Raw genomic sequence first — 13003 nt, 5'->3', positions numbered from 1 at the left:
ATATCATAAGGAGATGTATCGGAGGTAGTTATAATGAATGCGAAGGCGCAAAAATATATTCCGTTAACTGAGGCGACATACTACATATTATTGTCACTTGTAAAGCCAATGCATGGTTATGGAATTATGCAAATGGTAGAAGAGATGACAAATGGAGAAGTAAAACTCGGTCCTGGTACGTTATACGGGAATACGACGAAATTACTTAAAGAAAAATTAATTGTTGAAGTTGCCTCTACAGATAGAAAGAAGTGCTATGAGTTAACAACGTTTGGGAGAGAAGTGTTAGAGCTCGAGTATAACAGGTTACAGAGATCTGTAAGGAATGGGAATAGTATATTAGGGGAGTGAATGAGAGATGGAGACAAAGAAGGTATTTAAATTTTTCATGGCATGGAGTTTAGAAAAAGAAGAAGCTTTTTTACGGAAAATGCATCAGAAAGGTTGGGCGTTAAAGGTATAATTTGTTGTATACGTTTAAGAAAACAGAACCGAAAGATGTAATATATAAAGCGGATTTTAGATTGGTTTATTGGGATTCAAAAGAAAAACAACAGGAGTACTTTGAAATATATGAAATGTCTGGTTGGAAACGTGTCACAAGTTTTACAAGATGGAATTATTTTTGTAAGGAAGTAGAGAAGGGAATTGAGTTACCTGACATATATTCAGAGAAGGACACGAAGGTGCAAAAAATGAAGGAATTATTACAATTTTTCGCATTAATTTCAATAACTATATTACCCTCAATGTATAGCGTATTTTTAAGTTCAACAGAATCAAGAGTGCCAATTTGGGCGAAAGTTATGACAGGGCTTGTAGGTTGTATGTATGCTTATTTCTTCATGAGAATTTTTTGGAAAATCAAGAAATTGAAAAGTGAAATATTATAATAAAGATTAGACTCTAGAAGAAGATAATGATGACAATGACATCATTATCTTCTTCTTTAATTTTTATGTAATTCTATTTTGTTAACTATTTTTTATATAATAAAAATATATATTTAATTCATAGAACTAACAGTTACAAAGATGATACTAGTAACAATACCTAAAAAAATCATAAATGAAGAAGAAATAATTAATAATAAAGAATTAGCAATAAATATCACTTTATTAGATTTTTGATTTTTAAAATGGTAATAAAGTAAAAGACCACAAATAGTAGAAACAATCCATATTGTTAGACCGTAAGGAGTCGTTATTTTTTCAAAATCGAAGATCCAAAAGTAAAAGATGACTATGTGGCAAGTTACTAGTATAAATGTTGATGGAAGCATTATCTTTTTATTTAAAATCATTTGTTTTACCTCCCTTATGTAAATATTACCAAAAGGGTATGGGTTTTAATATATAATAAGGAAGAAATACATCTTTAATTAACTTATTAAATGGAAAAATCCCTTATAGAAAAATCTATTTCTACAAGGGATAATAATGTTTTTATTAGAAAGACTGATTTTGCGCAGGTTTAATAAATTGTTCTGGGTTTTCAACAAGTCCGCATACAGCACACTGGACACGGTATGTAGGTCCTTGATAGGCCATATGAAAAGCATTCATCGTTTCATTTGTGTATTCTTCTTCTACTTGACCAGTTTGTGGATTTAATTTGACTGGTTTTACTTGTTGTTCAAGAATATTAAAGCGAGTACGGTTCGTTTTACAGCTTGGACATAGCATTGGTTCCATATGTATACACCTCCATTTGTATCATTTCTTAAAATATTTAATTTTATGCAAGCAAAAAACTTTCTCAATATAAATAGGTGTTTAATGTATTTAAAATTCAGAAAAAATAAAATATAATAAAAGTACGAACTGGTTATGTCCAAACCAAATCTCCTGTTTTATGCCAATAAGCTGGGGGGCCGAGAAATCGGCCTCATTTTTTTTGCTCATTACTACAAGGAACAAGGTTTTTGTGAGACTTTTGTCGAAATTTTAGGGGTAGATATAAAGGGGGATGTAAAATGGATTTGAAAATGAAGTACATCATTTTATATGTAGAAAAGTTTGAGGAATGTTTAAAATTCTATAAAGATATTTTACAGTTACCTATAAAAGCAGAGCACGGTACATATATTGAATTTAATACTGGAACTACCATTTTAGCGATGAATACGCGGCAAGATGTGAAAGAATTAACAGGACTACCGCTTACAGAAGGTGAATTAAAGTCTTCTCATTTCGAATTAGGATTCGTTGTTGAGAATGTACAAGAAACGATTGAGCAATTTAGAGAACAAGGAATCAAGATTTTAGTTGAACCGATTGTAAAACCGTGGGGACAAACAATTGCCTACATTGCTGATCCAGATGGAAATTATATTGAAATTTGCAGTTCATTAGAATAGAGGGAGAAAGAGAGATGGGATTTCCGAAACTAGAAACAGAACGTTTACGACTAAGAGAACTTACACTATTAGATGCAGAAACGCTGTTCCAATATTTTTCGAAAGAATCAGTTATACGTTATTTCGGAATGGATTCTTTTGAAAATATTGAGCAAGCGAAAACAACGATTCAAACGTTTAAAAATCGTTATGAAGAGGGCAGTGTATTTCGCTGGGGAATCGAGAAAAAAGGGACGGGCCAATTAATCGGAACGTGCGGATTTCATTTAATTAATAATAATCATAAACGAGCTGAAATTGGTTATGAATTAGATGATACGTATTGGGGACAAGGATATGCATCGGAAGCATTACAAGCGATTTTAGCTTACGGATTTGAAATGCTGCAACTGATAAGAATCGCAGCGGTTGTATATGTAGAAAATAAAGCTTCTCAAAAGTTGTTAATAAAAGCAGGATTTCAAGAAGAAGGATTACTTCGAAAACATATGATTCAAAATGGAGTTGCTCATGATACCATTTTATATTCTTTATTAAAAGAAGAGCGGAAGAAGTAATGAGTACAAACGAACTTATAACGATTATGAAGAATCATAGGGAAAATAGATTCATTTTAGGTATAGATGGTTTAAGTCGTTCAGGAAAAACAACATTCGTAGCAAATTTAAAAGAAAATATGAAACAAGAAGGCATTCCGTTTCATATTTTCCATATTGATGATCATATAGTGGAGCGTAATCGACGCTATTATACAAACCATGAAGAATGGTATGAGTATTATTGTTTACAGTGGGATATTACATACTTGAGGCAGAAGTTTTTTCAGAAGTTACAACATGAGACAAAATTAACTTTGCCTTTTTATCAAGAGGAAACAGACTCATGTGAAATGAAAAAAGTACAGATTCCTATTGTAGGCGTAATTGTTATTGAAGGAGTTTTTCTGCAGCGAAAAGAATGGAGAGATTTCTTTCATTATATGGTCTATTTGGACTGTCCAAGAGAGACAAGGTTTCTACGTGAGAGTGAGGAGACACAGAAAAACCTTTCAAAGTTTGAAAATAGGTATTGGAAAGCAGAGGATTATTACTTAGAAATGGAATCGCCGAGGGATAGGGCGGATTTAGTCATTAAATGATTTGAACATAGAAGGTGAATAGAATGAATATTTTATGGGATTTTGATGGGACGTTATTTGATACGTATCCTGCATATACAATGATGCTTTCTGAAATATTAGGTGATTCAGTAGAAAAACAAGAAATATACAAAAACTTAAAAATATCATACTCTCATGCAATTCAGTATTATAATATTTCATGCGAGCAGGAAGAAAAGATTAAAGTTTTGAAGGGAAAATTCACGTCAAAAGATATGAAACCTTTTGCAGGTGTCGAAGAGGTTTTGAAATTTGCAAATAAAAATGTGATTATGACCCATAAACATAGGGAAGGGGTTATGGGCATTTTAAAATATTACGGCTGGGAAAAATACTTCGTAGATATGGTTACAATTGACGATGGCTTTCCTCGAAAGCCAAACTCTTTAGCTTATAATCATCTGCATAAAAAATACAATATTGATTTAGCTATTGGAGATAGAGAATTAGATTTATTACCTGCAAAAGAATTAGGTATTTCAACATGTATGTTTCAAGGTAATTGTGATGTAGCGGATTATTCTTTATCACATTACTCGGAGTTTTTTAAGGTAGTGAGTGATAGAGAGTTTTCTTTATAAAAAAAGTTATTAATAAAGACTGTATCTTTCATTTTAAAGGTACAGTCTTTATTTTTTAGAGCTATTATATACCAATTGCCGTGGATTAAAGAATGATTGTATATCTTTAGTAAAGAAATAGTCAGGTTAGTTGTTAGATAGAAATAAACTGACAGATAAAGTGATAGTGTCCGTTTTATCTGCTTTTTATCATAACCAAATTATGGTTATTCATGCTAATATAAACTCATAGCTATATAGAAGGGGTGGGATTAGTATGAAAACAGAAATAGTTCCTAAAAAGAAGTACAGTATAATAAGCTATATATCTTTACTCATCGGCATTTTGTGTTTTCTATTCGTTTTTATAACGCCAACAAGGATAGCGAATGCAGGTAATATAGTTGGAGATTATATTACAATTGCCCTGACAGGTGTAGGTATCATGCTTTCAATAATCACAATGACGAAAAAAACAGAGAAGAAGGGGATTGCTATCCTTTCATTAATACTGTCCTCATCATTTTTTATATTTTGGATCATAGCGATTATCCTATTGTTTACTGGTCAAATTAGTTTTGCGCCGTAATGTGAAATAAAAAGAGTCCTTTTCGTATGATAACGGGTATAGTTACGGGAGTGAAAATATAAAATAACATACAAATTAGGGATGTAAATCACTTATGATTTAGCATCCCTTTTTTTATTGTTATTTCAGTGTTTAAGCGCTTTTATATAGTTAAATAGCGTTCAGATTACTTTAAGAAGGTTTTTTCAAAGGAAATGGTAAATATCATATTTTGAAGGGGTGATTGTAGTGGATTAAGTGATTTTTTTAATCTTGGTTAAATACTTTGAAGATAGGGGTTTATAACTATGAATACAAAACTAATAATAGTAGAAGGGTTACCTGGATTTGGAAAATCAACCACTGCAAAGCTAATAAATGAAATTCTAAGCCAAAATAAAATTGAAGTTGAACTATTTTTAGAGGGAAATTTGAACCACCCAGCCGACTATGATGGTGTATCTTGTTTTAATAAATTTGAGTTCAATAGATTATTATCTAACAGTGGAGATTTTAAAGAAGTGCTCCTTAAGAAAGTTCTAAAAAAAGGAAGCAATTATTTATTACCATACAGAAAGATGAAAAATGAAAAATGAGTTTGGTGACCAGTTTTCGGACGAATTATTTAACATTATTTTAAAAAATGATATATACGAATTACCATTCGATAAAAATGTTGAATTAATTGCTGACAAATGGAATGACTTTACTGAAATCGCTCTAGAAGACAATAAGGTTTATATCTTTGAATGTTGTTTCATACAAAATCCATTAACTATTGGGATGATTAAATATGGTGAACAAAAAGAAAAAATAATAAATTATGTAATGAAAGTTGCAAAAATCATAGAGAATTTAAACCCAATGTTATTGTATGTAGAACAAGATAATCTTGAATTTTCATTTAGGAAGGCATTAAAAGAAAGAACTCCAGAATGGTCCACAGGAATTATCGACTATTACACTAACCAAGGCTATGGGAAAGAACATCACCATTCAGGTGTAGAAGGAGCGATAAAAGTTCTTGAAGCTAGAAGGAATTTAGAATTAGAAATATTCGATATGTTAAAAATGAAAAAAGAAACAATCAATAATACAAAATATGAAATTGACTCATATAGGTCAATGTTAAAAGATAAGTTAGCCATACAAATGGTGAAATAGCTTTTTACACTAACTGGTGCTTTAGTTGAAGAAGGAAATAAAAAACGCTCAGAATATTTTCTGAGCGTTTTAGTTTGTTATTTCTAATGTTTATTAGCATTTTTCTCTTCCTAAACTGAACCCATTACTCGTATGAAGGACTCTTTTTATTCGGTATCTTTAGGTTGATATTCTAAAATATCCCCCGGTTGGCATTCTAATGCTTTACATATTGCTTCTAAAGTTGAAAAACGGACTGCTTTTGCTTTTCCATTTTTCAAGATAGAAAGGTTAGCCATTGTAATTCCAACCTTCTCCGAAAGTTCTGTTACACTCATTTTTCTTTTTGCTAACATTACATCAATATTAATAATAATTGCCATATTATTCACCTCAGACCGTTAAATCATTTTCTGATTTTATATCTATAGCATCTTTTAATAGTCTTTGGAGAACGGCAGCAAAGACCGCGATTACCATTGAAGCAAAAATCATAATCATTCCGATAATAATAATGCCAGGGGCATCATCTCTCTCTGCCACGAGATAGAAAAGTGGCATACCTAATACATATAATACACTAATTGCCAATGCGCTGTACTTAATATTTTTTAAAGCTTGAACAGATAACTCTGAGAATGCGTTGTTTTTATCAATATAGTTTAAAAGCTTAAATGTTTGGTACAGTGCGAAGTAATAAGGTATTGCTGTTGCGTATAAATTGATAAATACAAGATATTTAATATATGAAATATCTGGATATAATTCTGCGGCGAAATTTCCTATTTTAGGGACTAAAAAAATGCACATAGCAAGAACGGGGATTCCGATCAGAATCACAACGGTCTTTAAAAAGAGTGTGGATCCTTGTTTCATAAAAAGCACCTCATTTATTTATTATCTTATTAATTTAACATGAAATTTATTGTTTAACAATAAATTTTTATTCCTTTTAATCGAGGATTTATTGTTACACAAGTAATTAATGAAAAGGATGCTAAATCTTTTTTATAAGATAGATGACACATACCGGTATTTAATTAAGGAAAGAAAGAGAAAGTAACTATTGTTAGCTTTATAAGAATTGGGAACTAATAAAACATATGTAGGTTGTGGAATGAAAAAGGAAATAAGGTGTATTGAAATGAATGCAAAGTTTATGGAGGAACAATCATGGTTAATTATGGTGTGAAGATGAAAAAATTACTATTAGTGGGAGCTATAATAGTAAGCGTATTAAGTACGGAAAGTATGATGAATTATCATGCGGCCAAGGCTAAGGTGAAAAAAGTAGAACACCAGCCTAAAAATATAATTATGATGGTTATGGACGGAACGAGTTCAACGGCGACAACATTGGCTCGCTGGTATAAAGGGGCACCGCTTACGTTAGATCAAATTGTAACAGGAGGTGTTCGTACGTTTTCGGCGGAATCAGCTATTACAGACTCAGCGCCAGCAGCAACAGCATTAGCAACTGGAAATAAATCGAATTCAGGATATGTAGGCGTACTACCTTCTATTGTAAATTCACCTAACTTAAAGCCAATAAAAGAAGAGGACAAGTTACGGCCGGTCGCAAACGTATTGGAAGGTGCAAAACGTACTGGCCGTGCAACTGGAATTGTTGCTACATCTGAAATTCAGCATGCTACTCCGGCGGGATTCTCGGCTCACCATGTCAATCGCAAGCAATTTGACGTAATTGCGAAGCAGCAAGTATATCAAAATATAGATGTCGTATTAGGCGGGGGAAAAGCGGCGCTGCTACCTATGAAAAGTAATGGAATCCGAAAAGATGGTGAAAATTTAGTAAAGGTGATTCAAGACAAAGGATACGATTTTGTTGAAACGAAAGATGCGTTATTGAACTCCAAATCTAATAAAATTTGGGGCTCTTTCTCAAATCATGCTCTTGCGTTTGATATAGATCGTATAGCAACAAATCCAGAACAACCAACACTTTCTCAAATGACAGAAAAAGCAATTCAAACATTATCAAAAGACAAAGATGGTTTCTTTTTATTCGTAGAAGGTAGTAAGCCTGATTGGGCAGCGCATGCTAATGATCCAATTGGGATGATTAGTGATGTATTGGCATTTGATGAAGCGGTAGCAAAGGCATTACAATTTGCGAAGAAAGATGGGGATACGATGCTCATAGCTTTAACTGATCATGGTAACAGCGGTATCTCTATAGGGAATAGAAATACGACAAAAGGATACAATACTACACCGGTTTCTGCATACATTGATTCATTGAAAAAGGCGAAAATGACACTTGAAGGAACTATAAATAAACTGAAATCTGATTTATCAAATGTAGAAGATGTAGCTAAACTATACGGTTTGGATAATCTAACTCATGATGAAAAAGAAAAATTAAAAGCGGCAAAAAAGAAAATGGATGTAGGACGAATTCTTACTATATTATTGGCTAATCGTGCAAATATCGGCTTTACGACAGGAGGACATACAGGTGAGGATGTATTTTTACATTCTTATGGACCTCAAAAACCAGAAGGCTTAATCCAAAATACAGACATTGCGAAGACGATGGCGAAAGCGATGGGCTTTAACTTAGAAGAAGTAACGAATAAAATATTTTTAGAGAGTGAACAAGCCTTTAAGAAAGTCGGTGCAACTGTAACAGCTGACAAAACCGAAGGAGCAAACTCGTTACTCGTGGTAAAACATAATAAAGTAGAAGCACAACTATTTGGTAACAAAAATATAATTCGTATCAATGGTAAAGGGTATGAATTAGGAAGTATTATTGTAGAGAGTAATGGAAAGTGCTATGTACCAGAAGAAGCAATTCAACTATTTGTAAAGCATTCTCGTTAAAAAATTGCTAACCAGTTAAGCTAACTGGTGGCAATTTTTTGCGTTTATTCTAAATATAAGGGTTCGGATTGTTTTGGAAAGTTTTCCAGATGAGACTTGTATAAATGTTAAAGGGGAATTATATTTTTTTCTTACATTAAAAAATTTCGTTTTGTAGAATAGAGAATTTATACATATAGTAAAGTCTAATGTATTATCAATTAATATTTATGAAAAATATATTAATACTTTAGAGTTTCTTTAATTTTCATTATTTCTTATTTAATATTATTCGTTATATTTATAATATGTTTATTTCAATTTATCGTATTGTAGCGCAGTTTCATATAATTATAAAGCAAGCATCAAAATAAAATCTCCACTAGAGTAAATTTATTATTTTTTTGCGTCTTTTTTATCCCGCTATTTGCTGGGCAGTAAGACCCCCACCTCAAAATTCAGCGAAAGCAAAGAAGTTAGGTGGGGATCGGGCTGCCTGTAAAAGCCCGATTGGTGAGGGCTGATTAAAGTTTCACTTTATTTACGAAAATTATTATGCAGCTAAGAAAACTGTAGTTCATTGAATTAGAGGTATATTAGAATTTAGTTGAAGAAAGAGAGAGGGAATAAAATGAATATAGTGCACTTACGTCCTAAACAGCGGTCTAAGTATCGCATTATGCTAGGGACGTGGTATTACTCTACAAAGAGATACATTCAGTGGTTAGTAGACGGAAAAACATATGCAAAAAGGCTCCAACAAGAAAAGCTACCTTGTACAGCAATTCAGCACCGAACGATATTACTTCGTAAGCTCAAAGATGTAGATATGTGGTATCAACAGAATAAGGTTGTTAATTTGAAAATTGCTGTTAAAAAACTAAATGGTATCGTCATTAGACCAGGAGAAACATTTTCTTACTGGCGTTTAATAGGTAAGCCTACGAGGAAAAAAGGGTATGTAGAAGGTATGGTATTACACTACGGATCTTTTCAAACAGGTATTGGAGGAGGTCTTTGTCAGCTTTCGAATTTAATATATTGGATGACTTTACATACACCACTGACAGTAACAGAACGATATCGTCATAGCTTTGATGTCTTTCCTGATTCTAGGCGAACTCAACCGTTTGGGAGTGGAGCGACTTGTTCCTATAACTATTTGGATTTACAAATTAAAAATGAAACGGACCAACCGTATCAACTTCACCTTTATATGACAGATGAATATTTAGTTGGTGAATGGAGAACAGTCTATCCGCAACTTTATCAATATGAAGTGTATGAGAAAGAACACTCAATTCAACCTGCATACTGGGGCGGTTATATACGACATAATGTGATTCAACGTAAAGTATATAATCAACAGAAACAGTTAATAGAAGATCAATATGTAACGGAGAATCACGCTATAATGATGTACGAACCACTATTAGCTTGTAATAATGAGAATAGTGAGTAATGTGGTAATCCATAGATTAAATAGTATAGAAAATATTTAATTCTTATTTTTATTAAAAAAATATAAATCTCAGATTTACTGGATTTTGATTGTAACTAAGAACATATAAAAGTTCACTGTTATTTATAGGAGAGCCTGTTTGTTTTTCTATCTTTTGTATTTCACTCTGCATAAAAAATATTTCTCAACATTTTATTTGTTGAAAAAGATTGAATATTCGTATTATAACGAATATTATGTTGTTATCGGCAAAAAACGATAATTTGCAGACACTGGGGAGGAAATACATTGAAAAAGAAAAAGAAATTAAAACCATTAGCGGTATTAACAACAGCAGCGGTACTAAGTAGTACGTTTGCTTTTGGAGGTCACGCAGCGTATGCTGAGACACCAACATCATCTCTACCAATAGATGAGCACTTAATACCGGAGGAGCGTTTGGCAGAAGCGCTAAAACAACGGGGGGTAATTGATCAATCTGCATCACAAGCTGAGACGTCAAAAGCTGTCGAAAAATATGTTGAGAAAAAGAAAGGGGAAAACCCTGGGAAAGAAATCTTAACAGGAGATAGTCTTACACAAGAAGCTTCTGATTTTATGAAAAAAGTAAAAGATGCAAAAATGAAGGAAAATGAACAGGCACAGCAGCCTGAAATAGGTCCAGTAGCTGGACAAGGTGCAGCATTAAATCCAGGGAAATTAAATGGAAAAGTACCTACTACATCAGCGAAGCAAGAAGAATACAATGGAGCTGTTCGAAAAGATAAAGTACTTGTTTTACTTGTAGAATTTAGCGATTTTAAGCATAACAATATTGATCAAGAGCCAGGATACATGTATTCTAAGGACTTTAATCGTGAACATTATCAAAAAATGTTATTTGGTGATGAACCATTCACTTTATTTGATGGATCGAAGATTAACACATTTAAGCAATATTATGAAGAACAATCTGGTGGTAGCTATACAGTTGATGGGACTGTAACAGAATGGCTTACTGTTCCAGGAAAAGCATCAGATTATGGTGCTGATGCGGGTACTGGGCATGATAACAAGGGGCCTTTAGGACCAAAAGATTTTGTGAAAGAAGCATTAAAAGCAGCGGTAGCAAAAGGAATCAATTTAGCAGACTATGACCAATTTGATCAATACGATCAAGATGGTGATGGAAATAAAAATGAGCCAGATGGAATTATTGATCATTTAATGGTTGTACATGCTGGCGTTGGTCAAGAAGCTGGCGGCGGTAAATTGAAAGATGATGCGATTTGGTCACATCGTTCAAAACTAGGTTCAAAACCATATGCAATTGATGGCACGAAATCTTCTGTTTCGAACTGGGGCGGAAAGATGGCTGCATACGATTATACAATCGAGCCTGAAGACGGAGCGGTTGGTGTGTTTGCACATGAGTATGGCCATGATTTAGGCTTACCAGATGAATATGATACAAAGTACTCAGGACAAGGTGAACCTGTTGAGTCATGGTCTATTATGAGTGGTGGTAGCTGGGCTGGAAAAATTGCAGGAACAGAGCCAACGAGTTTCTCACCACAAAATAAAGAGTTTTTCCAAAAGAATATGAAGGGGAATTGGGCGAATATCCTTGAAGTAGATTATGACAAACTTAGCAAAGGCATCGGTGTTGCGACATATGTAGATCAAAGTACTACAAAATCTAAACGACCTGGAATCGTTCGTGTTAACTTGCCGGACAAAGATATAAAAAATATCGAATCGGCGTTTGGTAAGAAGTTCTATTATAGTACAAAAGGAAATGACATTCATACAACACTTGAGACACCAGTATTTGACTTAACAAATGCAAAGGATGCTAAGTTCGATTATAAGGCATTTTACGAACTTGAAGCGAAGTATGATTTCCTTGACGTATATGCGATTGCAGAAGATGGAACGAAGACACGCATTGATAGAATGGGCGAAAAAGATGTAAAAGGCGGCGCGGATACAACTGATGGTAAGTGGGTTGATAAATCATACGATTTAAGCCAATTCAAAGGAAAAAAAGTAAAACTGCAATTTGAGTACTTAACAGATATTGCAGTAGCTTATAAAGGATTTGCGTTAGATAATGCAGCATTAACTGTAGATGGAAAAGTTGTTTTCTCTGATGATGCAGAAGGTCAGCCAGCAATGACGTTAAAAGGCTTTACTGTGTCTAACGGATTTGAACAGAAAAAACATAATTACTATGTAGAGTGGAGAAATTACGCTGGTTCTGACACTGCGTTACAACATGCACGTGGCCCAGTATTTAATACAGGAATGGTTGTATGGTATGCGGATCAAAGCTTTACAGATAACTGGGTAGGCGTTCATCCAGGTGAAGGGTTCTTAGGAGTAGTAGATTCCCATCCAGAGTCAATTGTAGGGACATTAAACGGACAACCTACTGTGAAGAGCAGTACGCGTTATCAAATTGCCGATGCGGCATTCTCATTTGATCAAACACCAGCATGGAAAGTAAATTCACCAACTCGCGGTATCTTTGATTATAAAGGATTACCAGGAGTGGCAAAATTTGATGATTCTAAGCAATATATCAACAGCATCATTCCTGATGCAGGACGTAAGTTGCCGAAACTAGGACTGAAGTTTGAAGTAGTAGGCCAAGCTGAAGACAAGTCTGCAGGTGCGGTTTGGCTTCATCGATAAAATAAGGTAAAACGAAGAGGAGCTGCCACAAGTCGGTGAAACTGACTTATGACAGCTCTTTTCTTCTTGTGAAAAAACTCTCTGTTTTTTTATGTACTTATTGGAAAAATTCGAAGTTTCTTTGATACATAAAATGCTCCGTCTGTCCAATTATAGAAGCTATTTTGGACGTAAGAAATTTGTAAGTAATGAGTAAGAAAAAAGAGATTTTCATAGTATAAAATATTTATTATAGCTACTTTTAACACCT

Annotated in this window: 13 protein-coding genes and 2 pseudogenes; 11 read left to right on the top strand and 4 right to left on the bottom strand. The window is 33.5% G+C overall.

What is annotated here, in order from left to right; translation table 11 throughout:
* Window positions 1–33 precede the first annotated feature (33 nt).
* Both OXT04_RS04975 and OXT04_RS04970 read left to right on the top strand, forming a co-directional pair.
* Window positions 34–351, top strand: a complete 318-nt coding sequence (locus tag OXT04_RS04975; RefSeq protein ID WP_000991893.1) for a PadR family transcriptional regulator — start codon at window positions 34–36, stop codon at window positions 349–351.
* Between the two features lie 7 nt (window positions 352–358).
* Window positions 359–893, top strand: a pseudogene (locus OXT04_RS04970) (DUF2812 domain-containing protein).
* A 113-nt stretch (window positions 894–1006) separates the two neighbouring features.
* Here OXT04_RS04970 and OXT04_RS04965 read toward each other — a convergent pair.
* Together OXT04_RS04965 and OXT04_RS04960 are read right to left on the bottom strand one after the other, a co-directional pair.
* A complete protein-coding gene (locus tag OXT04_RS04965) occupies window positions 1007–1303 on the bottom strand; it encodes a hypothetical protein (protein ID WP_097914123.1) in 297 nt (98 codons plus the stop codon).
* Between the two features lie 145 nt (window positions 1304–1448).
* Window positions 1449–1694, bottom strand: coding sequence for a hypothetical protein (locus tag OXT04_RS04960; RefSeq protein WP_000433609.1), 246 nt, complete (start codon window positions 1692–1694; stop codon window positions 1449–1451).
* A 281-nt stretch (window positions 1695–1975) separates the two neighbouring features.
* On the opposite strand from OXT04_RS04960, the gene OXT04_RS04955 reads away from it, so the two are divergent.
* The 6 genes and pseudogenes from OXT04_RS04955 to OXT04_RS04930 all read left to right on the top strand — a co-directional run bounded on the left by OXT04_RS04955 (window position 1976) and on the right by OXT04_RS04930 (window position 5810).
* Window positions 1976–2359, top strand: coding sequence for a VOC family protein (locus OXT04_RS04955; protein WP_000364497.1), 384 nt, complete (start codon window positions 1976–1978; stop codon window positions 2357–2359).
* A gap of 14 nt (window positions 2360–2373) precedes the next feature.
* Window positions 2374–2916: a GNAT family N-acetyltransferase gene (locus OXT04_RS04950; RefSeq protein ID WP_098284495.1), complete on the top strand. Its 543-nt coding sequence runs from the start codon at window positions 2374–2376 to the stop codon at window positions 2914–2916.
* On the top strand, window positions 2916–3497 hold the full coding sequence (locus tag OXT04_RS04945; protein WP_000106123.1) for a kinase: 582 nt from the start codon (window positions 2916–2918) through the stop codon (window positions 3495–3497). The genes OXT04_RS04950 and OXT04_RS04945 overlap by 1 nt, the downstream gene beginning before the upstream one ends.
* Window positions 3498–3520: 23 nt before the next feature.
* The gene (locus OXT04_RS04940) at window positions 3521–4099 is read left to right on the top strand and encodes an HAD-IA family hydrolase (protein ID WP_016512647.1); all 579 of its coding nucleotides are present in this window, start codon (window positions 3521–3523) and stop codon (window positions 4097–4099) included.
* Window positions 4100–4355: 256 nt separating this feature from the next.
* A complete protein-coding gene (locus OXT04_RS04935; protein ID WP_000845548.1) occupies window positions 4356–4667 on the top strand; it encodes a hypothetical protein in 312 nt (103 codons plus the stop codon).
* 287 nt (window positions 4668–4954) lie between these two features.
* A pseudogene (locus OXT04_RS04930) lies at window positions 4955–5810 on the top strand (hypothetical protein).
* Window positions 5811–5956: 146 nt separating this feature from the next.
* Here the strand turns inward: OXT04_RS04930 and OXT04_RS04925 are convergent.
* Entirely contained in the window at window positions 5957–6172 is a 216-nt protein-coding gene (locus tag OXT04_RS04925) for a helix-turn-helix domain-containing protein (protein WP_000974623.1), read from the bottom strand.
* Window positions 6173–6182: 10 nt separating this feature from the next.
* Window positions 6183–6665: a DUF2975 domain-containing protein gene (locus OXT04_RS04920; RefSeq protein WP_000809125.1), complete on the bottom strand. Its 483-nt coding sequence runs from the start codon at window positions 6663–6665 to the stop codon at window positions 6183–6185.
* A gap of 297 nt (window positions 6666–6962) precedes the next feature.
* On the opposite strand from OXT04_RS04920, the gene OXT04_RS04915 reads away from it, so the two are divergent.
* From OXT04_RS04915 to OXT04_RS04905, 3 genes are all read left to right on the top strand, one after another.
* Window positions 6963–8636, top strand: coding sequence for an alkaline phosphatase (locus OXT04_RS04915; protein WP_000248720.1), 1674 nt, complete (start codon window positions 6963–6965; stop codon window positions 8634–8636).
* Between the two features lie 610 nt (window positions 8637–9246).
* Window positions 9247–10077, top strand: a complete 831-nt coding sequence (locus OXT04_RS04910; RefSeq protein WP_016081140.1) for a VanW family protein — start codon at window positions 9247–9249, stop codon at window positions 10075–10077.
* Window positions 10078–10365: 288 nt separating this feature from the next.
* Window positions 10366–12753, top strand: coding sequence for an immune inhibitor A domain-containing protein (locus OXT04_RS04905; protein WP_267413551.1), 2388 nt, complete (start codon window positions 10366–10368; stop codon window positions 12751–12753).
* The last annotated feature ends 250 nt before the right edge of the window (window positions 12754–13003 follow it).

This window comes from Bacillus sp. GC_Bacil_1, assembly GCF_026540675.1.
GTDB lineage: Bacteria > Bacillota > Bacilli > Bacillales > Bacillaceae_G > Bacillus_A > Bacillus_A cereus.
Note: the sequence above shows the minus strand (reverse complement) of the source record. Positions and strands in the feature narration are given on the sequence as shown.

What these genes read in the sequence shown, in the direction of transcription:
- OXT04_RS04920 (WP_000809125.1), bottom strand. Translation starts at nt 6,665, where the DNA reads ATGAAACAAGGATCCACACTCTTTTTAAAGACCGTTGTGATTCTGATC.
- OXT04_RS04935 (WP_000845548.1), top strand. Translation starts at nt 4,356, where the DNA reads ATGAAAACAGAAATAGTTCCTAAAAAGAAGTACAGTATAATAAGCTAT.
- OXT04_RS04910 (WP_016081140.1), top strand. Translation starts at nt 9,247, where the DNA reads ATGAATATAGTGCACTTACGTCCTAAACAGCGGTCTAAGTATCGCATT.
- OXT04_RS04965 (WP_097914123.1), bottom strand. Translation starts at nt 1,303, where the DNA reads ATGATTTTAAATAAAAAGATAATGCTTCCATCAACATTTATACTAGTA.
- OXT04_RS04945 (WP_000106123.1), top strand. Translation starts at nt 2,916, where the DNA reads ATGAGTACAAACGAACTTATAACGATTATGAAGAATCATAGGGAAAAT.
- OXT04_RS04915 (WP_000248720.1), top strand. Translation starts at nt 6,963, where the DNA reads ATGGTTAATTATGGTGTGAAGATGAAAAAATTACTATTAGTGGGAGCT.
- OXT04_RS04960 (WP_000433609.1), bottom strand. Translation starts at nt 1,694, where the DNA reads ATGGAACCAATGCTATGTCCAAGCTGTAAAACGAACCGTACTCGCTTT.
- OXT04_RS04950 (WP_098284495.1), top strand. Translation starts at nt 2,374, where the DNA reads ATGGGATTTCCGAAACTAGAAACAGAACGTTTACGACTAAGAGAACTT.
- OXT04_RS04925 (WP_000974623.1), bottom strand. Translation starts at nt 6,172, where the DNA reads ATGGCAATTATTATTAATATTGATGTAATGTTAGCAAAAAGAAAAATG.
- OXT04_RS04955 (WP_000364497.1), top strand. Translation starts at nt 1,976, where the DNA reads ATGGATTTGAAAATGAAGTACATCATTTTATATGTAGAAAAGTTTGAG.
- OXT04_RS04975 (WP_000991893.1), top strand. Translation starts at nt 34, where the DNA reads ATGAATGCGAAGGCGCAAAAATATATTCCGTTAACTGAGGCGACATAC.
- OXT04_RS04940 (WP_016512647.1), top strand. Translation starts at nt 3,521, where the DNA reads ATGAATATTTTATGGGATTTTGATGGGACGTTATTTGATACGTATCCT.